Genomic DNA, 21,733 nt, shown 5'->3' with positions numbered 1-21,733 from the left:
GGCAGCCCTGAGCGAGCCGTCCTCACAGGCCCAGCTCGGCGGCCGTCGGCGGCTGGGCCCCCGGGCGGGTGCAGGTCAGGGCGGCGGCCCGGGCGGCGAGGGCCAGGAGGCCGTGCCAGTCGTCAGGGGTGAGGGCGGCGAGGGCGGCGGGGGAGAGCGCGTCCCGCAGCGCCAGTCCGTGCAGCAGGGCCGCCGTGACGGTGTCGCCCGCGCCGATGGTGTCGGCCACCGCGACCCGCGGCGCGGGGGCCGACACCTCCTGCCCGGCCGCCGTGACCACCGTCAGCCCCGCCGCGCCACGGGTGAGGACCACGGCCCGCGGGCCCGCCGCCGCCCACTCGCGCGGCGTGCCGCCCAGCCAGCCGGCGTCCTCCTCGGACAGCTTCAGCAGCGTGACCGCCGGGAGCCAGGAACGGAACCGTTCCCGGTACGCGGCGGGGGAGGGGATCAGCCCGGCCCGGATGTTCGGGTCGAGCACGGTGAACAGGCCCTCGGCCGCCGAGGTCCGCAGCAGCCGCTCGTAGGCGGTCGCCCCCGGCTCCAGCACCAGCGAACAGGTCCCGAAGGACACCGCCCGGGTTCCCTCCGGCAGCCGCCCGGGCGCCTGGAACAACCGGTCCGCGGTGCCCTCGACGTAGAAGGAGTACGAGGCGGACCCGGAGTCGTCCAGCAGGGCCGCCGCCAGCGTGGTCGGCTCCGGCCCCCGCTGCACCGGCCCGGTGTCCACTCCCGACGCCCGCAGCCCGTCCAGCAGCGCCTCCCCGTAGCCGTCCGTGGAGACGCGCGAGCAGAACGCCACCTCGGCGCCCAGCCGCCCCAGGGCCACCGCGGTGTTGTACGGGCCGCCGCCGGGCGCCGGGCGCAGCAAGGAGAGCGGGCCCCGCTCCTGGGGCACCAGGTCGATCAGGGCCTCACCGGCGACGACGAACACGGGCGGCTCCTTCTTCGGAGGGGACGGGACGGGGCACGACACGCCACCCGTCGGCGGGGGCCGACGGGGCACGGCCCCACGCTCGCACACCACGGGGCCCCCGGTATCGTCTGGCCTGTTCGAACTCCACGCAGACCAGGGGAGCCCCCGCATGTCCGGCAGCGACGACATCCGCCGACGTACCGTCCTGCGCGGCGCCGCGCTCACCCCCGTCGCCGGCCTGGGCCTGGTGGCCTGCGGCGGCGCGGGCAACGGCAACGACTCCTCCGGCGGCACCGTGGAGCCCGGCGTCGAGCTCGGCGCGGACAGCGACGTCCCCAAGGGAGGCACCAAGCTCTTCGCGAAGCAGAAGGTCGTGGTCAGCCGCGGCGACGACGGCGCGCTCAAGGCATGGAGCACCGTCTGCACCCACGCCGGCTGCGTGATGACCAAGCTGGACGGCACCACGATCACCTGCGGCTGCCACGGCAGCCAGTTCGACGCCGAAAACGGTCAGGTGGTCAACCCGCCGGCGACGGTTCCGCTCACCGAAGTGCCCGTGAAGGTCGAGAACGGCAAGATCGTCACGGCCCAGGCGTCCTGACACTGCCCCCCAGTAGGGTTGGGGGCATGGCCGACCCCTCCAGCTACCGCCCCCGGCCGGGGGAGATTCCGGACACCCCCGGGGTGTACCGCTTCCGCGACGAGCACCGCCGGGTGATCTACGTCGGCAAGGCGAAGAGTCTGCGCCAGCGGCTGTCCAGCTACTTCCAGGACCTCGCCAACCTGCACCCCCGGACCCGGTCCATGGTCACCACGGCCGCGTCCGTGGAATGGACGGTGGTCTCCACCGAGGTCGAGGCGCTCCAGCTGGAGTACACCTGGATCAAGGAGTTCGACCCCCGCTTCAACGTCAAGTACCGCGACGACAAGAGCTACCCCTACCTCGCGGTGACGATGAACGAGGAGATCCCGCGCGTCCAGGTCATGCGCGGCGCCAAGAAGAAGGGCGTGCGCTACTTCGGCCCGTACGGCCACGCCTGGGCGATCCGCGACACCGTGGACCTGCTGCTGCGCGTCTTCCCGGTCCGCACCTGCTCCGCCGGCGTCTACAAGAACGCCGCCCGCACAGGGCGGCCCTGCCTGCTCGGCTACATCGACAAGTGCTCGGCGCCCTGCGTCGGCCGGATCTCCCCCGAGGACCACCGGGACCTCGCCGAGGAGTTCTGCGACTTCATGGGCGGCCGCACCGGCACCTACGTCCGCCGCCTCGAACAGCAGATGACGATCGCCGCCGAGGACATGGAGTACGAGCGCGCCGCCCGGCTGCGCGACGACATCGGCGCGCTGCGCAAGGCCATGGAGAAGAGCGCGGTGGTGCTCGCCGACGCCACCGACGCCGACCTGGTGGCCGTCGCCGAGGACGAGCTGGAGGCCGCCGTCCAGATCTTCCACGTCCGTGGCGGCCGGATCCGCGGCCAGCGCGGCTGGGTCACCGACAAGGTGGAGGCCGTCACCACCGGCGACCTCGTCGAGCACGCCCTCCAGCAGCTGTACGGCGAGGAGGCCGGTGACGCCGTCCCCCGGGAGGTGCTGGTCACCGCCCTGCCCGAGCCGCTGGAGCCGGTGCAGGACTGGCTGGCCGAGCGCCGCGGCTCCCACACCTCGCTGCGGGTTCCGCAGCGGGGCGACAAGAAGGCGCTGATGGAGACGGTGACGCGCAACGCCCAGCAGGCGCTCGCGCTGCACAAGACCAAGCGCGCCTCCGACCTGACCACCCGCTCCCGGGCCCTGGAGGAGATCGCCGAGGCGCTCGGACTGGAGAGCGCGCCGCTGCGCATCGAGTGCTACGACATCTCCCACCTGCAGGGCGAGGACGTGGTCGCGTCCATGGTCGTCTTCGAGGACGGCCTGCAGCGCAAGAGCGAGTACCGGCGCTTCGAGATCAAGGGCTTCGAGGGGCAGGACGACGTCCGCTCCATGCACGAGGTGATCTTCCGCCGGTTCCGGCGCTACCTGGCCGAGAAGGAGCGCACCGGCGAGTGGGCCGAGGGCTCGGTCGGCGGCGAGGTCACCGCCTCGGTGGCCGAGGAGGACGGCCGACCGCGGCGCTTCGCGTACCCGCCGCAGCTGGTGGTGGTCGACGGCGGGCGTCCGCAGGTCGCGGCGGCGCGGCGGGCGCTGGACGAGCTGGGCATCGACGACGTGGCCGTCTGCGGGCTCGCCAAGCGGCTGGAGGAGGTGTGGCTCCCCGACGAGGAGGACCCGCTGGTCCTCCCGCGCTCCAGCGAGGGCCTGTACCTGCTGCAGCGGGTGCGGGACGAGGCGCACCGGTTCGCCATCACCTATCAGCGCGGCAAGCGGGCCAAGCGCCTGCGGTCCGGGCCGCTGGACACGGTGACGGGCCTCGGCGAGACGCGCAAGCAGGCGCTGCTCAAGCACTTCGGGTCGGTCAAGCGGCTGCGCGCCGCGACGATCGAGCAGATCCAGGAGGTGCCGGGGATAGGCCGCAAGACGGCGGAGACGGTGGCCGCGGCGCTGGCCGCCGCGGTGCCGGGCGGTCCCGCCGTCAACACGGCCACCGGTGAGATCCTGGACGACGCCCCGCCGCCGCCCGCGCCCCGCCCCACCCCGGCGCCGCGCTCCGCGCCCGAGGTGACGCAACTCCCGGAGCACGAACCGACGGCGCCCGCCGGCAGGGCCCCGGAGCACAAGCCGACTGCGCCCGGCGGCGGACCCCAGGAGCACGAACCGACGGCGCCCGGCGGCGGAACCCCGCGGCTCGAACCGGCGGCGCCCGCCGGTGCGGACCCGCGGCACGAACCGCCGGCGGGCCACCCCGTCGACAAGCACGACGACGACCGTGGTGACCACCCGGTCGGCGGTGATCAAGGCGTGAGCGAGGACGCGGCCGGGAAGGCGCGCGACGGTGGCCCCGAGGGGTCGCCGGACGGCAAGGACGAGAGACGGGGGCAGCACGCATGACGCAGCAACAGCCGGGGCGACCGGCCGGTACGGACGACGGAGCGGCACAGGTGACGACGGGACCCGAGAGCACCCCGGCGGCGGCCGACACGGCCACCCCCGAACTGGTGATCATCTCCGGCATGTCCGGGGCCGGCCGCTCCACCGCGGCCAAGTGCCTGGAGGACCTCGGCTGGTTCGTCGTCGACAACCTGCCGCCCGCCCTGATCCCCACCATGGTGGAGCTCGGCGCCCGCAGCCAGGGCAACGTCGCCCGCATCGCCGTGGTCGTCGACGTCCGCGGCCGCCGCTTCTTCGACAACCTCCGCGAGTCCCTCGCCGAGCTCGACGCCCGCCAGGTCAAGCGGCGTTTCGTGTTCCTGGAGTCCTCCGACGACGCGCTGGTGCGCCGCTTCGAGTCGGTGCGCCGCCCGCACCCGCTGCAGGGCGACGGCCGCATCGTCGACGGCATCGCCGCCGAGCGCGAACTCCTGCGCGAGCTGCGCGGCGACGCCGACCTGGTGATCGACACCTCCGGCCTCAACGTGCACCAGCTGCGCGCCAAGATGGACGCCCAGTTCGCCGGCGAGGAGGAGCCGGAGCTGCGGGCCACCGTCATGTCGTTCGGCTTCAAGTACGGTCTGCCCGTCGACGCCGACCTCGTGGTCGACATGCGCTTCCTGCCGAACCCGCACTGGGTGCCCGAGCTGCGTCCGTTCACCGGTCTCAACGAGGAGGTGGCCGGCTATGTCTTCTCCCAGCCCGGCGCCAAGGAGTTCCTCGACCGGTACACCGAGCTGCTGCACATGATCGCGGCCGGTTACCGCCGCGAGGGCAAGCGCTACGTGACCGTCGCGGTCGGCTGCACCGGCGGCAAGCACCGCTCGGTCGCCATGTCCGAGAAGCTCGCCAAGCGCCTGGTCGCCGACGGTGTCGAGACGGTGGTCGTCCACCGGGACATGGGACGCGAATGAGACGCCACACCCCGCGGCTGACCAGCCTGCGGCGCAGTGCCGTCCCCGCCTTCCGCAAGGAGGGCAGGACGGCCGGCCGCGCCGCCACGGAGGCCCGGGGGGCCCGCCCCCGACGCAGGGGCGCCCCGCCCAAGGTCGTCGCCCTGGGCGGCGGCATGGGCCTGTCCGCCTCGCTGGCGGCACTGCGCCGGATCACCGGCGACCTCACCGCCGTGGTCACCGTCGCCGACGACGGCGGCTCCAGCGGCCGCCTGCGCCAGGAACTGGGCGTGCTGCCGCCCGGCGACCTGCGCAAGGCGCTGGCCGCGCTCTGCGGCGACGACGACTGGGGCCAGACCTGGGCCCGCGTCATCCAGCACCGCTTCCAGACCGAGGGCGACCTGCACGGCCACGCCGTCGGCAACCTGCTGATCGTGGCCCTGTGGGAACAGCTGGGCGACCACGTGCAGGCGCTGGACCTGGTGGGCCGGCTGCTCGGCGCGGACGGCCGGGTGCTGCCGATGTCCGCGGTTCCGCTGGAGCTGCAGGCCCTGGTGAAGGGCCACGACCCGGCCCGCCCGGAGGACGTGGACACCGTCCGCGGCCAGGCCACGGTGGCCCTCACCCCCGGTGAGGTGCAGTCCGTCCACCTGGTGCCGCACGACCCGCCGGCCGTCCCGGAGGCCGTCGAGGCGGTGCTGGACGCCGACTGGGTGGTCCTCGGACCAGGGTCCTGGTTCTCCTCCGTGATGCCGCACCTGCTGGTGCCCGAACTGCTCGACGCGCTCACCCGGACCCGCGCGCGCAGGGTGCTCTCGCTGAACCTCGCGCCGCAGCCCGGAGAAACCGAGGGCTTCTCCCCGCAGCGTCATGTGGAGGTTTTGGCACGACACGCCCCTAAACTCGCCCTGGACGTGGTGCTGGCCGACGAGGCCGCCGTACCGGACCGCGAAGCGCTCGCCGCGGCCGCCAAGCGGGTCGGCGCGGCGGTCGAGCTGGCCCCCGTGGCCCGGACCGACGGAACCCCCCGGCATGATCCGGAGCTGCTGGCAGCCGCGTACGACCGTATTTTTCGGATGCATGGAAGGATCGGCCCATGGCGATGACGCCGGCTGTGAAGGACGAGATCTCACGGCTTCCCGTCACCAGGACGTGCTGCAGAAAGGCGGAGGTCTCCGCCCTGCTGCGCTTCGCCGGCGGCCTCCACCTGGTCAGCGGGCGGATCGTGATCGAGGCCGAGCTGGACACCGCCATGGCGGCCCGGCGCCTCAAGCGCGACATCCTGGAGATCTTCGGCCACAGCTCCGAGCTGATCGTCATGGCGCCCGGCGGCCTGCGCCGCGGTTCCCGGTTCGTGGTGCGGGTGGTCGCGGGCGGTGACCAGCTGGCGCGGCAGACCGGCCTGGTCGACGGCCGCGGCCGCCCGATCCGCGGCCTGCCGCCGCAGGTCGTCTCCGGCGCCACCTGCGACGCCGAGGCCGCCTGGCGCGGGGCCTTCCTGGCCCACGGTTCGCTGACCGAGCCCGGCCGCTCCTCCTCGCTGGAGGTGACCTGCCCCGGCCCCGAGGCGGCCCTCGCCCTGGTCGGCGCGGCCCGGCGGCTGTCCATCGCCGCCAAGGCGCGCGAGGTGCGCGGCGTGGACCGCGTCGTCGTCCGTGACGGTGACGCCATCGGCGCGCTGTTGACGCGGCTCGGGGCGCACGAGTCGGTGCTCGCCTGGGAGGAGCGGCGGATGCGCCGCGAGGTCCGGGCCACGGCCAACCGGCTGGCCAACTTCGACGACGCCAACCTGCGCCGCTCGGCCCGCGCCGCGGTGGCCGCCGGCGCCCGCGTGCAGCGCGCGCTGGAGATCCTGGGCGACGAGGTTCCCGAGCATCTCGCGGCGGCCGGGCGGCTGCGGATGGACCACAAGCAGGCCTCCCTGGAGGAGCTGGGCGCGCTCGCCGACCCGCCGCTCACCAAGGACGCGGTGGCCGGCCGGATCCGGCGCCTGCTCGCCATGGCGGACAAGCGCGCCTCGGACCTCGGAATCCCTGGCACGGAGGCCGGTCTGTCCGAGGAACTGGCGGACAACCTCGCCGGTTGACGCATATTCAAAGGGCTGTACGGGGGCGCGGAATCGGACCGCGCCCCCGTCGTCATGTGTGCGCGTGGGTGCACGGAAGAGCGTGTTCCGTCCGGCTACCGGCGGGTAAGGAGGGGCCTGCCGGGTATGGGTCATCTCAATGTCACTTCCGGGCCCCACGAGCGGTAGGGTCGGAGGCGGTCGGGGACAACTCATGCAGCTCGCCGGGCGGCGGCTTTGCCGTACCGGCAACAACAAGGAGATGGGTTCGTGACGATCCGCGTAGGCATCAACGGCTTCGGCCGCATCGGTCGCAACTACTTCCGGGCTCTGCTCGACCAGGGTGCGGATGTCGAAGTCGTGGCTGTCAACGACCTTGGTGACACCGCGACCACCGCACACCTGCTGAAGTACGACACCGTCCTGGGCCGCCTGGCCGAGGAGGTCACCCACACCGAGGACTCGATCACCGTCGGCGGCAAGACCGTCAAGGTGCTCTCCGAGCGCAACCCGGCGGACATCCCCTGGGGCGAGCTCGGCGTCGACATCGTCATCGAGTCGACCGGCATCTTCACCAAGCGCGAGGCCGCGGCCCAGCACCTCGCCGGCGGCGCCAAGAAGGTGCTGATCTCCGCGCCCGCCAAGGGCGAGGACCTCACCGTGGTGATGGGCGTCAACGAGAACCAGTACGACCCGGAGAACCACCACGTCATCTCCAACGCCTCCTGCACCACCAACTGTGTGGCGCCGATGGCGAAGGTCCTGGACGAGAACTTCGGCATCGTCAAGGGCCTGATGACGACGGTGCACGCGTACACCAACGACCAGCGCATCCTGGACTTCCCGCACTCGGACCTGCGCCGGGCCCGGGCCGCGGCGGTCAACATCATTCCGACGACCACGGGCGCGGCGAAGGCGACCGCCCTGGTCCTCCCGCAGCTCAAGGGCAAGCTGGACGGCATGGCCATGCGCGTCCCGGTTCCCACCGGCTCGGTCACCGACCTGGTCGTGGAGCTCTCCCGCGAGACCACCAAGGAAGAGGTCAACGCGGTCTTCCAGAAGGCCGCCGAGGGCCCCCTGAAGGGCATCCTGGTCTACACCGAGGACCCGATCGTCTCCTCCGACATCGTGTCCCAGCCGGCGTCCTGCACCTTCGACTCCTCCCTGACGATGGTCCAGGAAGGCAAGTCCGTGAAGGTCATCGGCTGGTACGACAACGAGTGGGGCTACTCCCACCGCCTCGTCGACCTGACGGTCTTCGTGGGCAACCAGCTCTGAGCCTCGAGCCACAACGTACAGTTCCACCGATGTGAAGACAGGGCTTGGACGGCGCAGCGAGGCGCCGTCCGGGCCCTGCTCCATGTCTGAATCAGCTCAGTCGATTCAGCTCAGTCACCGAGGAGTCCCTGTATGAAGACGATCGACGAACTGCTCGCCGAAGGAGTGGACGGCAGGCGCGTGTTCGTCCGCGCCGACCTCAACGTGCCGCTGGCGGAGGGCCGGATCACCGACGACGGGCGCATCCGGGCCGTCCTGCCGACCGTGAAGGCGCTCGCCGAGGCCGGCGCCAAGGTGGTCGTCGCCTCGCACCTGGGCCGCCCCAAGGGCGCCCCGGACCCCGCCTTCACCCTGCGCCCCGCCGCCGACCGCCTGGGCGAACTGCTCGGCGCCCCGGTGGCCTTCGCCGAGGACACCGTCGGCCCCTCCGCCCAGGAGACCGTGAACGGGCTCGAGGCGGGGCAGGTCGCCGTGATCGAGAACCTGCGCTTCAACGCGGGCGAGACCTCCAAGGACGACGCCGAGCGCGGCGCGTTCGCCGACAGCCTCGCCGCCCTCGCGGACGTCTACGTCGGCGACGGCTTCGGCGCGGTGCACCGCAAGCACGCGTCGGTGTACGACCTGCCGGCCCGCCTGCCGCACTACGCCGGCTACCTGATCGCCGCCGAGGTCAAGGTCCTCAAGCGGCTCACCGACGACGTCGCCCGCCCCTACGCGGTCGTCCTCGGCGGCGCCAAGGTCTCCGACAAGCTCGCCGTGATCGACCGGCTGCTGGGCAAGGCCGACCGCATCCTGATCGGCGGCGGCATGGCCTTCACCTTCCTCAAGGCCAAGGGCTACGAGGTCGGCACCTCCCTCCTGCAGGAGGACCAGCTCGGCACCGTCACCGAGTACATGGAGCGCGCCGAGAAGAGCGGCGTGGAGATCGTCCTGCCGGTCGACGCCCTCGTCACCCCGCAGTTCCCGGACCTCAAGACCAAGGCCCCGGCGAACCCCGACACCGTCGACGCCGACGCCATGCCGGCCGACCAGGCGGGCATGGACATCGGCCCGCGCAGCGGCGAGCTCTACGCCGAGAAGCTCGCCGACGCCGCCACCGTGTTCTGGAACGGCCCCATGGGCGTCTTCGAACACCCCGACTTCGCCCAGGGCACCCGCGCCGTCGCGCAGGCCCTCACCGAGTCCAAGGGCTTCACCGTGGTGGGCGGCGGAGACTCCGCCGCCGCGGTCCGTACGCTTGGCTTCGACGAGAACGCTTTCGGCCACATCTCGACCGGCGGCGGCGCCTCCCTCGAATACCTCGAGGGCAAGACGCTCCCCGGCCTCGCCGCACTGGAGGACTGACCCGATGACCACCCGTACGCCGCTGATGGCGGGCAACTGGAAGATGAACCTCAACCACCTCGAGGCCATCGCCCACGTCCAGAAGCTCGCCTTCGCCCTGGCGGAGAAGGACTACGAGGCCGTCGAGGTCGCCGTGCTGCCGCCGTTCACGGACCTGCGGTCCGTGCAGACGCTGGTCGACGGCGACAAGCTCAAGGTCAAGTACGGCGCCCAGGACATCTCCGCGCACGACTCCGGCGCCTACACCGGCGAGATCTCCGGCGCGATGCTGGCCAAGCTGAAGTGCTCCTTCGTGGCCGTCGGCCACTCCGAGCGCCGCCAGTACCACGCCGAGACCGACGGACTCGTCAACGCCAAGGTCAAGGCCGCCTTCAAGCACGAGCTCACGCCGATCCTGTGCGTGGGCGAGGAGCTCGAGGTCCGCCAGGCCGGCCGCCACGTCGAGCACACGCTGGCGCAGGTCGAGGGCGGCCTCAAGGACGTCCCGGCCGAGCAGGCCGAGACCGTCGTGGTCGCCTACGAGCCGGTCTGGGCCATCGGCACCGGCCAGGTCTGCGGCGCCGACGACGCCCAGGAGGTCTGCGGTGCGATCCGCGTCAAGCTCGCCGAGCTGTACTCCCAGGACGTCGCCGACAAGATCCGCATCCAGTACGGCGGCTCGGTGAAGTCCGGCAACGTCGCCGAGATCATGTCCAAGCCGGACATCGACGGCGCGCTCATCGGCGGCGCCTCGCTGGACGTGGACGAGTTCGTGAAGATCGTCCGGTTCCGCGACCAGTGACCGACCGTGACCGGTGGGTGATGCCCGCCGGTAGCGAGTAGGCGGCGGGGAGGATCCGTCGTACCCTTGCGGGGTCCGGTGTCCTGACCAGCGTGCCGCGTGCGGCGGGCGAGGTCGTCAGGGGCGCCGGGCCGCGCGTCGTCCATCCGATTCCGAGGAAGTTGGTCCAGCCGTGGTTATGGGGTTCCAGATCGCCCTGATCGTCTTCAGCTTGCTGATGATGCTGCTGGTGCTGATGCACAAGGGCAAGGGCGGCGGCCTGTCCGACATGTTCGGTGGCGGTATGCAGTCCTCGGTCGGCGGTTCGTCCGTCGCCGAGCGCAACCTGGACCGCATCACCGTGGTCGTCGGCCTGCTGTGGTTCGTCTGCATCGTGGTCCTCGCCATCATCACGAAGTCGCCCTCGGTCGGCGGCTGACCGGAAACCGACGCCGATCGACCGTCGTCGGCCGAAAGGCGAAGGGCGGCGGCCCGCGATCCCGATCCACTCCCCGCGCAAGGCCCTATGACGGGTGCGCCTCCCCGGAGGCCGCCTATCATGGGGCCTGCGTCCGTTCGGGGGCCCGCAACTCCCGCCACTGGACGCGCGTTGGGCCTTACGTAGACTGACCGGGCCTACTGAGGGCGCTCGCGGCGAAGCGCTGCGCCGAGAAGCTTCGCGGCACCATCACGCAGGGAGTTACGACCGTGGCAAGTGGCAACGCGATCCGAGGAAGTCGGGTCGGGGCGGGGCCGATGGGCGAGGCCGAGCGCGGCGAGTCCGCGCCGCGGCTGCGCGTCTCCTTCTGGTGCTCCAACGGGCACGAGACCCAGCCGAGTTTCGCGAGTGACGCGCAGGTCCCCGACAACTGGGACTGCCCGCGCTGCGGCTTCCCGGCGGGCCAGGACCGGGACAACCCGCCGGACCCGCCCCGCACCGAGCCGTACAAGACCCATCTCGCCTACGTGCGGGAGCGGCGCAGCGACGCCGACGGCGAGGCGATCCTCGCCGAGGCGCTGGCCAAGCTGCGCGGCGAGATCTGATCCGCCGTCAACGGCCGGACGCCGAACGGGCGTCCGGCCGTTGCGTCGTGCCCGCGCGGGCCCGGGAGTGGCGGTCCGCCGGCACGGCCGTCGGTGATTTCGGCCTGTGGACAAACGCGCCATGTCGGGACTGATCAACTAGGTTGGCAGAGGCCGCTGCACGGGTACGCGGCCCGCACACCTTGCAGGCATTGCAGGCACGAAAGAGGGCAGAGTCGATGAACGCAGAGAGCCGTCCGAGGCTCAACCGGCTGCCGGAGTGGAACGCTCTGGCCAAGCACCGCGAGGCGCTCGGCGAGGTGCGGCTGCGCGAACTGTTCGACGCGGAGCCCGGCCGCGGGCCGGCGTACACCCTGCGGGTGGGCGACCTGCACATCGACTACTCCAAGCACCTGATCACCGACGAGACGCTGCGCCTGCTGCGCGACCTCGCCGCCGCCCGTGACGTCTTCGGGCTGCGGGACGCCATGTTCCGCGGCGAGAAGATCAACATCACCGAGGAGCGGGCGGTCCTGCACACCGCGCTGCGCGCCCCCCGCGACGCCTCCGTCGAGGTGGACGGCGCCGACGTCGTCCCGGAGGTGCACACCGTCCTGGAGAAGATGGCCGGCTTCGCCGACCGGGTCCGCTCCGGCGGCTGGACCGGCCACACCGGCCGGCGCATCCGCAACGTGGTGAACATCGGCATCGGCGGCTCCGACCTGGGCCCGGCGATGGCCTACGAGGCGCTGCGCTCGTACACCGACCGCTCCCTCACCTTCCGGTTCGTCTCCAACGTCGACGGCGCCGACCTGCACGAGGCGCTGCAGGACCTGGACGCCGAGGAGACGCTGTTCATCGTCGCCTCCAAGACCTTCACCACCATCGAGACGGTCACCAACGCCACCTCCGCGCGGACCTGGCTGCTTGAGCGGCTCGGCGCCGGCCAGGAGGCGGTGGCCAAGCACTTCGTGGCGCTGTCCACCAACGCCGGCAAGGTGTCCGAGTTCGGCATCGACACCGAGAACATGTTCGCGTTCTGGGACTGGGTCGGCGGCCGCTACTCCTACGACTCGGCGATCGGCCTCTCGCTGATGATCGCCATCGGCCCGGACCGCTTCCGCGAGATGCTCGAGGGCTTCCACCTGGTCGACGAGCACTTCCGCACCGCCCCGCCGGAGGAGAACGCGCCGCTGCTGCTCGGCCTGCTGGGCATCTGGTACAACAACTTCCACGACGCCCAGTCGCACGCGGTCCTGCCCTACAGCCACTACCTGTCGAAGTTCACGGCCTACCTGCAGCAGCTGGACATGGAGTCCAACGGCAAGTACGTGGCCCGCGACGGGCGTCCGGTGGAGTGGCAGACCGGGCCGGTGGTCTGGGGCACGCCCGGCACCAACGGGCAGCATGCGTACTACCAGTTGATCCACCAGGGCACCAAGCTGATCCCCGCCGACTTCATCGGCTTCGCCCGCCCGGTGGAAGGGCTCAGCCCCGAACTCGAGGCGCAGCACGACCTGTTGATGGCGAACTTCTTCGCGCAGACGCAGGCGCTGGCCTTCGGCAAGACGCCGGAGGAGGTCCGGGCGGAGGGCGTCGCCGAGGAACTGGTGCCGCACCGCGTGTTCCTGGGCGACCACCCGACGACCACGATCCTGGCGGAGTCGCTCACGCCGTCCGTGCTGGGGCAGTTGGTCGCGCTCTACGAGCACAAGGTGTTCGTCCAGGGCGCGGTGTGGGACATCGACTCCTTCGACCAGTGGGGCGTCGAGCTGGGCAAGGTCCTCGCCAAGCGGGTGGAGCCGGCGCTCACGGAGGGGGCGGACGTGCCGGGGCTGGACGGCTCCACCAAGGCGCTGGTCGCCACGTACCGCGAGCTGCGCGGCCGCTGACCCGCGCCTCACACCGCCGGTTCCGCTGCGCGGGACCTGCCTGACTCCACGCAGTGAACCGTCCCGCGCGTACGCGGGGGCCTGCGCCCACCCTCGCCCATCGCCCAGCGGCACGATTCCCGCAGGGTGAACCGGCCTCGCCGCAGGAGCCTCGCCCCCCTGCGGGCGGCTGGGCCGCCCAGGGGGCGATGGGGGTACCCCCTGCTCGAGCGAAGCCGAGAGCTTGGGGGAGGGCGGGCGCAGGCGGTGCGGACGCACGTGACCCGGTCCGCAGCGGGGCGCGGGCACAGCGAAGCCCCCGGTGCCGAGAAACGGTACCGGGGGCTTCGGCCAGGGCTACAGCTTGGACGCGGCCGCCGCGTCGAGGAGCCACACCGTGGCCTCACTCCCGTGCACGCCCGCCGCGGGCGCTTCGGCAGGGTCGACCCCGCCGCGCAGAACCGTGGACGCGGCCTCCGCCTTGTCCTCGCCGGCCGCGAGCAGCCACACCTGACGCGCCGCCCGGATCGCCGGCAGCGTGAGCGACACCCGCACCGGCGGCGGCTTCGGCGCCTCCCGCACGGCGACCACCGTGCGCTCGGCCTCCCGCACCCCGGGCAGCCCCGGGAAGAGGGAGGCGACATGGGTGTCGGGCCCGACGCCCAGCATCAGCACGTCGAACTCCGGCACCGCCGCGCCGTCCCCGGCGGCCAGCGCCAGTTCCTGCGCGTAGGCGGCGGCCGCGGCCTCGACGTCGTCGCCGTGCGGACCGTCGGAGGCCGGCATCGCGTGCACCCGCGCCGGGTCCACCGGAACCGCGTCCAGCAGCGCCTCACGGGCCTGCGTGACGTTGCGCTCCGGGTCCCCGGCCGGCAGGTACCGCTCGTCGCCCCACCACAGGTCCAGGCGGGCCCAGTCCACGGCGTCCCGCGCCGGCGACGCGGCCAGCGCGGCCAGCAGCCCGTTGCCGTTGCGGCCGCCGGTCAGCACCACCGAGGCGTGCCCCCGTTCGGCCTGGGCGTCGACCACGGCGGTGATGAACCGCGCCGCGGCGGCCCGCGCCATCAGGTCCTTGTCGCGGTGGACCAGCAGCCGCGCCTCGCCCCCGCTCACTTGGCCGCCGCCCGCTTCACGGCGGGACCGCGCTTGGCGGTCCGCTTGGCGGGACCCTTCACGACGTCCTCCTCGGGCACCGACACCGCCTCGGCGTCGCCGTCCCCGGAGGCGTTCTGCGCCGGGACGCCCTCCGCCGGGACGCCCTCCGCGCCCTTCCCGCCGAAGACCTCGGCGGCGTCCGCCCCGGCGTAGAGCCGGTCCACCCCGTACTGCAGAGTGGCGGCGTACGTCTCGTCGGGGTCCAGCCGCCGCAGTTCCTCGGCGATCAGCTCCGAGGTCTCGCGCCGCTTGAGCGCCACCTGGCGGTCCGGCTGGCCCTCGATGCCGAGGGTGGCCAGGGTGCCGTCGGCGCGGTCCAGGGTGATCCGGCCGCAGCTGGTGTCCATCCGGACGCCGGTCAGCCCGGGCCCGGCGGAACGCAGGCGGCGCACCGGCACGTCGAGACGTTCGGCCAGCCACATCGCCAGCAGCTCGCAGCTCGGGTTGAACTCCTCGCCCTCGACCTCGACGGCCTTGACCTGGCAGGAGACCTGGTCGAGCGCGGCGGCCAGCATCGACCGCCACGGGGTGATCCGGGTCCACGACAGGTCGGTGTCGCCGGGGGTGTAGGCGTCGGACAGCGCGCGCAGCTCGCCGACCGGGTCCTCCGCCGCGTAGGTGTCCGTCACCCGGCGCTGGGCCAGTGCGCCCAGCGGGTCCTTCGCCGGGTCCAGCGGCGCGTTCACCGGCCACCAGACCACCACGGGGGCGTCCGGCAGCAGCAGCGGCAGCACCACGGACTGGGCGTGGTTGACCACCTCGCCGTAGAGCCGCAGCACCACCGTCTCGCCGGCCCCGGCGTCCGCGCCCACCCGCACCTCGGCGTCGAGGCGGGACTGGGTGCGGTCGCGCGGGGAGCGGGCGTGCCGCTTGATGACCACGATCAGCCGCGCGGGGTGCTCGTGCGAGGCCTCCGACGCCGCCTTCATGGCGTCGTAGGCGTTCTCCTCGTCGGTGACGACGACCAGGGTGAGCACCATGCCGACGGCAGGGGCGCCCAGTGCGCGGCGGCCCTGGACCAGCGCCTTGTTGATCTTGCTGGCCGTGGTGTCGGTGAGGTCGATCTTCATGGCCGGCGCCAGCTCCGTCCGTCTCGTGCGAGCATCTCGTCCGCTTCTGCGGGTCCCCAGGTTCCGGCCGGATATTGGGCGGGGGATCCCTCGGCGTCCCAGAACTGCTCGATCGGGTCGAGGATCTTCCAGGAGAGCTCCACCTCCTCCGTGCGGGGGAAGAGGTTGGCGTCGCCCAGCAGGACGTCGAGGATGAGCCGCTCGTAGGCCTCGGGGCTGGACTCGGTGAACGACTCGCCGTAGGCGAAGTCCATCGAGACGTCCCGGATCTCCATCGAGGTGCCCGGTACCTTGGAGCCGAACCGGACCGTCATGCCCTCGTCGGGCTGCACCCGGATCACCATGGCGTTCTGCCCGAGCTCCTCGGTGGCCGTGTGGCCGAACGGGGAGTGCGGGGCGCGCTGGAAGACCACCGCGATCTCGGTGACCCGGCGGCCCAGCCGCTTGCCGGCACGCAGGTAGAAGGGGACGCCCGCCCAGCGGCGGTTGTCGATCTCCAGCTTGATCGCCGCGTAGGTGTCGGTCCGGGAGGACTGGTCGATGCCCTCCTCCTCCAGGTAGCCGACGGCCTTCGCGCCGCCCTGCCAGCCCGCCGTGTACTGGGCGCGCACCGTGGAGGCGCCCAGGTCGGAGGGGAGCCGCACCGCGCCGAGGACCTTGGTCTTCTCGGCGGCCAGGGCGTCCGCGTCGAAGGAGGCGGGCTCCTCCATCGCGGTCAGGGCGAGCAGCTGCAGCAGGTGGTTCTGGATGACGTCACGGGCCGCGCCGATGCCGTCGTAGTAACCGGCCCTGCCGCCGATGCCGATGTCCTCGGCCATGGTGATCTGCACGTGGTCCACGTAGGACCGGTTCCACAGCGGCTCGAACATCTGGTTGGCGAAGCGGAGCGCCAGGATGTTCTGGACGGTCTCCTTGCCGAGGTAGTGGTCGATCCGGAAGACCTGCTCCGGCTGGAACACCTCGTGGACCAGGGAGTTGAGCTCCTCGGCCGACTTCAGGTCGTGGCCGAACGGCTTCTCGATCACCGCGCGGCGCCAGGCGCCGTCCGTCTGGTCGGCCAGGCCGTGCTTCTTCAGCTGCTGGATGACCACCGGGAAGGAGCCGGGCGGGACGGACAGGTAGAAGGCGAAGTTTCCGCCGGTGCCCTGGGCGCGGTTCAGCTCGTCGATGGTGTCGCGCAGCGACTCGAAGGACGCGTCGTCGTCGAAGGAGCCCTGGACGAACCGCATGCCCTGGGCCAGCTGCTGCCAGACCTCCTCGCGGAACGGCGTGCGGGAGTGCTCCTTGACGGCGTCGTGGACCACCTGGGCGAAGTCCTCGTCCGCCCACTCACGGCGGGCGAAGCCCACCAGGGAGAAACCCGGCGGCAGCAGACCACGGTTCGCGAGGTCGTACACCGCCGGCATCAGCTTCTTGCGGGACAGGTCGCCCGTGACGCCGAAGATCACCAGGCCCGACGGCCCCGCGATACGCGGGAGCCGTCGGTCCAGGGCGTCACGGAGCGGGTTCGCTCCGGTGACAGGAGAGGGTGACAAGGTCTAGGCCTCCGAGGGGGCGAGCCGCTCGAGCTCGGCCTTGGTCGAGTCCAGCAGGTCGTTCCAGGCGGCCTCGAACTTCTCGACGCCTTCCTTCTCCAGCAGCTCGACGACCTCGTCGTACGAGATGCCCAGGGCCTCGACGGCGTCCAGGTCGGCACGAGCCTGCTCGTAGGTGCCGGTGACCGTGTCGCCGGTGATCTGACCGTGGTCGCCCACGGCCTCGAGGGTGCCGCCCGGCATGGTGTTCACCGTGTTCGGCGCGACCAGGTCGTCGACGTACAGGGTGTCCTTGTACGCCTTGTCCTTGACGCCGGTGGAGGCCCACAGCGGGCGCTGGCGGTTGGCGCCGGCGCGCTCCAGGGCGTTCCAGCGCTCGGAGGAGAAGACCTCCTCGTACGCCTGGTAGGCGAGACGGGCGTTGGCGAGGGCGGCCTTGCCGCGCGCCGCCTTGGCGTCGTCGGTGCCCAGGGCGTCGATCCGCTTGTCGATCTCGGTGTCGACCCGGGAGACGAAGAAGGAGGCCACGGAGTGGATCTTCGACAGGTCCAGGCCGCGCTCCTTGGCCTTCTCCAGACCGGCCAGGTAGGCGTCCATCACCTGGCGGTAGCGCTCGAGGGAGAAGATCAGCGTGACGTTGACGCTGATGCCCAGACCGATGACGTCGGTGATCGCGGGCAGGCCCGCCAGGGTCGCCGGGATCTTGATCAGCGTGTTCGGGCGGTCCACCAGCCAGGCCAGCTGCTTGGCCTCGGCGACCGTGGCCCGCTCGTCGTGCGCCAGACGGGGGTCGACCTCGATCGACACCCGGCCGTCACGGCCGTCGGTGGCGTCGAAGACCGGGCGCAGCACGTCGGCGGCGTCGCGGACGTCCGCCGTCGTGATCATCCGGATCGCCTCCTCGACCGTCACCTTGCGGGCGGCGAGGTCGGTGAGCTGGGTGTCGTAGCCGTCACCCTCGGAGATCGCCTTCTGGAAGATCGACGGGTTGGTGGTGACACCGACCACGTGCTGGTCGTCGATCAGCTCCTGCAGGGCCCCGGAGGAGATCAGCTTGCGGGACAGGTCGTCCAGCCAGATCGCCACACCCTCGTCGGAGAGGCGCTTGAGTGCGTCTGTCATGAGTTTTGCATCTCCTACTTGATCGGTACCAGCGTCAGCGCTGGGCGGCGGCGAGGGATTCCCGGGCCTGGGCGGCGATGTTCTCGGCCGTGAAGCCGTACTCGCGGAACAGCACCTTCGCGTCGGCGGAGGCGCCGAAGTGCTCCAGCGAGACGATCCGGCCGGCGTCGCCCACGAAGCGGTGCCAGGTCAGACCGACACCGGCCTCGACCGCGACCCGCGCCTTCACGGACGGGGGCAGCACGCTGTCCCGGTACGCCTGGTCCTGCTCGTCGAACCACTCCACGGACGGCATGGAGACGACCCGGGTCGGGACGCCCTCCGCCTGCAGCTGCTCGCGGGCCTCGACGGCCAGGTGCACCTCGGAGCCGGTGGCGATCAGGACGACCTGGGGCTCGCCACCCTCGGCGTCCTTCAGCACGTAGCCGCCGCGGGCGGTGTCCTCGTTCGCCTCGTAGACCGGCACGCCCTGGCGGGTGAGCGCCAGACCGTGCGGGGCGCCCTTGCCGAACTCCTTGGTCCAGCGGCGCTGGATCTCGCGCCAGGCGAGCGCCGTCTCGTTGGCGTCGGCCGGACGGACGATGTTCAGGCCCGGGATGGCGCGCAGCGAGGCCAGGTGCTCCACCGGCTGGTGGGTCGGGCCGTCCTCGCCGAGACCGATCGAGTCGTGCGTCCACACGAAGGTCACCGGCAGGTGCATCAGCGCGGACAGGCGGACGGCGTTGCGCATGTAGTCGGAGAACACCAGGAAGGTGCCGCCGTAGACGCGCGTGTTGCCGTGCAGGGCGATGCCGTTCATCTCGGCGCCCATGGAGTGCTCGCGGATGCCGAAGTGGATGGTGCGGCCGTACGGGTCGGCCTCCGGCAGCGGGTTGCCCTTCGGGAGGAAGGAGCTCGTCTTGTCGATCGTGGTGTTGTTGGAGCCGGCGAGGTCGGCCGAGCCGCCCCACAGCTCCGGCACGACCGAGCCGAGCGCCTGCAGCACCTTGCCCGAGGCGGCACGGGTGGCCACCGAGGTGCCCGCCTCGAAGACCGGGAGCTTCTCCTCCCAGCCGGCCGGCAGCTCGCCCGCGGCGATGCGGTCGAACTCGGCGGCCCGCTCCGGGTTGGCCGCGCGCCACGCCTGGAACTGCTTGTCCCACTCCGCGCGGGCGTCCCGGCCGCGGTCCACGGCCTTGCGGGTGTGGCCGATGACCTCGTCGGAGACCTCGAAGGACTGCTCCGGGTCGAAGCCCAGCACGCGCTTGGTCGCCGCGACCTCGTCGTCGCCGAGCGCCGAGCCGTGCGCGGCCTCGGTGTTCTGCGCGTTCGGGGCGGGCCAGGCGATGATGGAGCGCATCGCGATGAAGGACGGCCGGTCGGTCACGGCCTTCGCGGCCTGGACGGCCTCGTAGATCGCGGCCGGGTCCAGGTCGCCGTTCTCCTGCGGCTCGACCCGCTGGACGTGCCAGCCGTAGGCCTCGTACCGCTTGCAGACGTCCTCGGAGACCGCGGTCTCCGTGTCGCCCTCGATCGAGATGTGGTTGTCGTCCCACAGCAGGACCAGGTTGCCCAGCTTCTGGTGGCCCGCCATGGAGGAGGCCTCGGCGGCGATGCCCTCCTGGAGGCAGCCGTCGCCGGCGACGCAGAAGACGAAGTGGTCGAAGGGCGACTCGCCCGGCGCCGCCTCGGGGTCGAACAGGCCGCGCTCGTAGCGGGAGGCCATCGCCATGCCGACCGCGTTCGCCACGCCCTGGCCCAGCGGGCCGGTGGTGGTCTCCACGCCGGTGGTGTGGCCGTACTCCGGGTGACCGGGGGTCTTGGAGCCCCAGGTGCGGAAGGCCTTCAGGTCGTCCAGCTCCAGGCCGAAGCCGGCCAGGTAGAGCTGGGTGTAGAGGGTCAGGGACGAGTGCCCCGCCGAGAGGACGAAGCGGTCACGGCCCACCCAGTCGGCGTCGGTGGGGTCGTGGCGCATGACCTTCTGGAACAGCGTGTACGCCGCCGGCGCGAGGCTCATGGCCGTACCGGGATGGCCGTTGCCGACCTTCTGTACGGCGTCGGCGGCCAGGATGCGCGCGGTGTCCACCGCGCGCCGGTCCAGCTCTGTCCACTCGAGGGCTGTGGTGGTCGGCTTGTTGCTCACCCTGGGTCAGGGCTCCTCTCCACATGTCTAATGCCGGTGAGGTGTGCGCCCACCGGTCCCACCGACGGGTTCCGAGCCGCCGGCGGGTCGAGCCTATCCCGTGCAAACACGGCCTTCTCCCCTGTGACCAGAGTGTGGCCACAGCCCCGATTCTTCTGCGTTCACACCCGCTCACATGGGCATTTCTTCTGCGAACGAAGCCGCTCACATGGGCGAACGACGGGGCCCTCGCGAGGGCCTTCGCGGGTCCTCGGCGAGGCCTTCGCCGGGTCCCTCGTCGTGCCCGTCGCCGGGTCCCTCGCCGTGCCGGTCGAGCGGTCCGTCGCGGCGGCCCGCCGCCGGTCCGGACACGAGGCCTGCCGCGGGGCGCGGAAGCCTCCCCCGCCGGGTTCCCCGGCCGGTGCGCCCAACACGACAGCACCCCCGCGAATCGTGGGGTCTGGGCAACGTCTAGAGTGGCGTGGTACGCGCGAGCCTTCGCCGGACCTTTCCGACAGGTCCGATTCGGCGAGGGCTCGCTGGGATGTCTCTGTCAGGGGTGTGCGTGACGGCCGTTGAATCCCGTCCAGCGGCGGTGTCCGGGGCGAGCACGAGCAGCCCGAGGCCCAACCGCCGGCCGGTCCGGGCCCGGGTCATGGCCTTCGTGGCGCTCACCAAGCCGCGGATCATCGAGCTGCTGCTCATCACCACCGTTCCGGTGATGTTCCTGGCCGAGCAGGGTGTTCCCGACCTCTCGCTCGTGCTGCTGACCTGCCTCGGCGGGTACCTCTCCGCCGGCGGCGCCAACGCGCTGAACATGTGGTACGACCGCGACATCGACGCGCTCATGGACCGCACCTCGCAGCGTCCGCTGGTCACCGGCATGGTGAGCCCGCGCGAGTGCCTCGCCTTCGGCCTCACCCTGGCCGCGGTCTCCACCCTGCTGTTCGGGCTCACGGTCAACTGGCTGTCCGCCTGGCTCTCGCTGGGCGCGCTCTTCTTCTACGTCGTCGTCTACACGATGATCCTCAAGCGCCGCACCGCACAGAACATCGTCTGGGGCGGCATCGCCGGCTGCATGCCGGTGCTGATCGGCTGGTCCGCGGTCACCGACTCCCTCTCCTGGGCGCCGGTCGTCCTCTTCCTCGTCATCTTCTTCTGGACGCCGCCGCACTACTGGCCGCTGTCGATGAAGGTCAAGGACGACTACGCGCGGGCGGGCGTGCCGATGCTGCCGGTGCTGGCCTCCAACAAGGTCGTCGCCCGGCAGATCGTGGTCTACAGCTGGGTCATGGTCGCGGTGTCGCTGCTGCTGACGCCGCTGGGCTACACCGGCTGGTTCTACACCGCGGTCGCGCTGGCCGCGGGCGGCTGGTGGCTGTGGGAGGCCCACGCGCTCCAGGGCCGCGCCAAGGCGGAGGTCACCGGCGGGAAGCTCAAGGAGATGCGGCTGTTCCACTGGTCGATCACCTATGTCTCGGTGCTCTTCGTCGCCGTCGCCGTCGACCCCTTCCTGCGCTGACGCGGTCCGCTCCGCAACGCTCCGCCCCGACGCGAGGGGCGGGTGGCCAACGCCACCCGC

Annotated in this window: 18 protein-coding genes; 12 read left to right on the top strand and 6 right to left on the bottom strand. The window is 71.9% G+C overall.

Annotation, left to right across the window (positions count from 1 at the left end):
* Positions 1-22: 22 nt before the first annotated feature.
* The gene (locus ACFRAV_RS07210) at positions 23-931 is read right to left on the bottom strand and encodes a carbohydrate kinase (protein ID WP_382552358.1); all 909 of its coding nucleotides are present in this window, start codon (positions 929-931) and stop codon (positions 23-25) included.
* Between the two features lie 151 nt (positions 932-1,082).
* On the opposite strand from ACFRAV_RS07210, the gene ACFRAV_RS07205 reads away from it, so the two are divergent.
* The 11 genes from ACFRAV_RS07205 to pgi all read left to right on the top strand — a co-directional run bounded on the left by ACFRAV_RS07205 (position 1,083) and on the right by pgi (position 13,189).
* On the top strand, positions 1,083-1,514 hold the full coding sequence (locus tag ACFRAV_RS07205; protein WP_382552356.1) for a Rieske (2Fe-2S) protein: 432 nt from the start codon (positions 1,083-1,085) through the stop codon (positions 1,512-1,514).
* 26 nt (positions 1,515-1,540) lie between these two features.
* Entirely contained in the window at positions 1,541-3,895 is a 2,355-nt protein-coding gene (gene uvrC, locus ACFRAV_RS07200) for an excinuclease ABC subunit UvrC (RefSeq protein ID WP_382552354.1), read from the top strand.
* Entirely contained in the window at positions 3,892-4,848 is a 957-nt protein-coding gene (gene rapZ, locus ACFRAV_RS07195; protein ID WP_382552352.1) for an RNase adapter RapZ, read from the top strand. Before uvrC ends, rapZ begins: the two co-directional genes overlap by 4 nt.
* Positions 4,845-5,933: a uridine diphosphate-N-acetylglucosamine-binding protein YvcK gene (gene yvcK / locus ACFRAV_RS07190; protein ID WP_351118220.1), complete on the top strand. Its 1,089-nt coding sequence runs from the start codon at positions 4,845-4,847 to the stop codon at positions 5,931-5,933. Before rapZ ends, yvcK begins: the two co-directional genes overlap by 4 nt.
* Complete coding sequence (whiA, locus tag ACFRAV_RS07185) at positions 5,924-6,913, top strand: DNA-binding protein WhiA (RefSeq protein ID WP_351118219.1); 990 nt, start codon at positions 5,924-5,926, stop codon at positions 6,911-6,913. The genes yvcK and whiA overlap by 10 nt, the downstream gene beginning before the upstream one ends.
* A gap of 249 nt (positions 6,914-7,162) precedes the next feature.
* On the top strand, positions 7,163-8,170 hold the full coding sequence (gene gap / locus ACFRAV_RS07180) for a type I glyceraldehyde-3-phosphate dehydrogenase (RefSeq protein ID WP_351118218.1): 1,008 nt from the start codon (positions 7,163-7,165) through the stop codon (positions 8,168-8,170).
* Between the two features lie 132 nt (positions 8,171-8,302).
* Positions 8,303-9,514: a phosphoglycerate kinase gene (locus tag ACFRAV_RS07175; protein WP_382552348.1), complete on the top strand. Its 1,212-nt coding sequence runs from the start codon at positions 8,303-8,305 to the stop codon at positions 9,512-9,514.
* 4 nt (positions 9,515-9,518) lie between these two features.
* Positions 9,519-10,295, top strand: a complete 777-nt coding sequence (gene tpiA / locus ACFRAV_RS07170; RefSeq protein WP_382552346.1) for a triose-phosphate isomerase — start codon at positions 9,519-9,521, stop codon at positions 10,293-10,295.
* 178 nt (positions 10,296-10,473) lie between these two features.
* Positions 10,474-10,713, top strand: a complete 240-nt coding sequence (gene secG / locus ACFRAV_RS07165; protein ID WP_351118229.1) for a preprotein translocase subunit SecG — start codon at positions 10,474-10,476, stop codon at positions 10,711-10,713.
* 269 nt (positions 10,714-10,982) lie between these two features.
* Positions 10,983-11,318, top strand: coding sequence for an RNA polymerase-binding protein RbpA (locus tag ACFRAV_RS07160; RefSeq protein ID WP_128377828.1), 336 nt, complete (start codon positions 10,983-10,985; stop codon positions 11,316-11,318).
* A 218-nt stretch (positions 11,319-11,536) separates the two neighbouring features.
* The gene (pgi, locus tag ACFRAV_RS07155; RefSeq protein ID WP_382552344.1) at positions 11,537-13,189 is read left to right on the top strand and encodes a glucose-6-phosphate isomerase; all 1,653 of its coding nucleotides are present in this window, start codon (positions 11,537-11,539) and stop codon (positions 13,187-13,189) included.
* 336 nt (positions 13,190-13,525) lie between these two features.
* On the opposite strand, the gene pgl is transcribed toward pgi, so the two are convergent.
* Genes pgl through tkt form a run of 5 tightly spaced genes read right to left on the bottom strand, consistent with a single transcriptional unit; the run spans position 13,526 to position 20,172 of the window.
* Positions 13,526-14,281, bottom strand: coding sequence for a 6-phosphogluconolactonase (gene pgl, locus ACFRAV_RS07150; RefSeq protein ID WP_382552343.1), 756 nt, complete (start codon positions 14,279-14,281; stop codon positions 13,526-13,528).
* Positions 14,278-15,393 carry a glucose-6-phosphate dehydrogenase assembly protein OpcA gene (gene opcA / locus ACFRAV_RS07145; protein WP_382552341.1) on the bottom strand — a complete coding sequence of 372 codons (1,116 nt, stop codon included), beginning with the start codon at positions 15,391-15,393 and terminating at the stop codon, positions 14,278-14,280. Before opcA ends, pgl begins: the two co-directional genes overlap by 4 nt.
* On the bottom strand, positions 15,390-16,928 hold the full coding sequence (gene zwf / locus ACFRAV_RS07140; RefSeq protein WP_382552340.1) for a glucose-6-phosphate dehydrogenase: 1,539 nt from the start codon (positions 16,926-16,928) through the stop codon (positions 15,390-15,392). Before zwf ends, opcA begins: the two co-directional genes overlap by 4 nt.
* Positions 16,929-16,931: 3 nt before the next feature.
* Positions 16,932-18,050 carry a transaldolase gene (gene tal / locus ACFRAV_RS07135; protein WP_382552338.1) on the bottom strand — a complete coding sequence of 373 codons (1,119 nt, stop codon included), beginning with the start codon at positions 18,048-18,050 and terminating at the stop codon, positions 16,932-16,934.
* A gap of 34 nt (positions 18,051-18,084) precedes the next feature.
* On the bottom strand, positions 18,085-20,172 hold the full coding sequence (gene tkt, locus ACFRAV_RS07130) for a transketolase (RefSeq protein WP_382552337.1): 2,088 nt from the start codon (positions 20,170-20,172) through the stop codon (positions 18,085-18,087).
* A 538-nt stretch (positions 20,173-20,710) separates the two neighbouring features.
* On the opposite strand from tkt, the gene ACFRAV_RS07125 reads away from it, so the two are divergent.
* Positions 20,711-21,673 (top strand): heme o synthase, encoded by a 963-nt coding sequence (locus ACFRAV_RS07125; RefSeq protein WP_351118228.1) that lies wholly within the window; start codon positions 20,711-20,713, stop codon positions 21,671-21,673.
* Positions 21,674-21,733 lie beyond the last annotated feature (60 nt).

This window comes from Streptomyces sp. NPDC056600 (genome assembly GCF_042792855.1).
Lineage (GTDB): Bacteria > Actinomycetota > Actinomycetes > Streptomycetales > Streptomycetaceae > Streptomyces.
Note: the sequence above shows the minus strand (reverse complement) of the source record. Positions and strands in the feature narration are given on the sequence as shown.